This window comes from Cecembia lonarensis LW9 (assembly GCF_000298295.1).
GTDB lineage: Bacteria > Bacteroidota > Bacteroidia > Cytophagales > Cyclobacteriaceae > Cecembia > Cecembia lonarensis.
The window spans coordinates 1-742 of sequence record NZ_AMGM01000268.1 but is presented as its reverse complement, the minus strand read 5'-3'; the positions used below and the strand labels follow the sequence as shown (position 1 = coordinate 742).

1 protein-coding gene is annotated in these 742 nt (G+C 57.3%); it reads right to left on the bottom strand.

The window, feature by feature from the left end:
• Nucleotides 1–451: 451 nt before the first annotated feature.
• A partial coding sequence (locus B879_RS24115) for a DUF4166 domain-containing protein (protein WP_040401601.1) occupies nucleotides 452–742 on the bottom strand: 291 nt, incomplete at its 5' end.

The following is a 742-nucleotide window of genomic DNA, read 5'->3' as shown; positions in this document are numbered from 1 at the left end:
CAAAGAGCCCCCGACATTACGCAGCACGGCCCCAAGCCCCACCTACCCTTTGGAACACGCTCTCAATATGAGTTCCCGTCGAGCCTTCTCAAATCGATATTCCATGGAATAGATTGCCCGCCGTCAGTGCATCAACCGATCACGAGCAGGAATCACTGCCAATAGGTCCGGCATATATCTGGATGCCGTGGCAACAGCTGGAATCCACCATCAAGGTATTCCGCCGTCAACCCCAGACTTACTGCCTTTCGCCGATCGCATCGAAGGGACGGAAGGCACAAATGCTCGAAGAGTGGCGATAGCGGGAGTTTTCACCCGCCCGGCCTGAGCAACGACCAGCTCATAACCATGCACGAGGGCATCGTCCACGATCTGCCGGAGCGCAGTTCCGACATTTGACGCACTGCGACGGACGGCTCCTTGTCGACAGCACTTTCCCCTGCATTGGCCGCTATTCGCGAACCTCTTCCCGCACTGGCTTGAGGGCCGATGGTGCGGCAACTTCTGACAGCGATGGATACGCACAGGTGAACTCGCCCCGATACCCGAAGAGGAATCCAAAGACAGGGTTCCGCACTTGCATCTGCATGCTGAACACCCCACGGTCTTCGTCGTAACTTTCATACAGATCCGCGGTACCGGTGATGAAGCCGGGAACGGTGAACGCCAGCGGCCCTTCGTAGAAGCGCAAGTCGCTCGTTTGAAGGTGAAGCGTCCCATTCTCCAGGACCTCCATGATGAG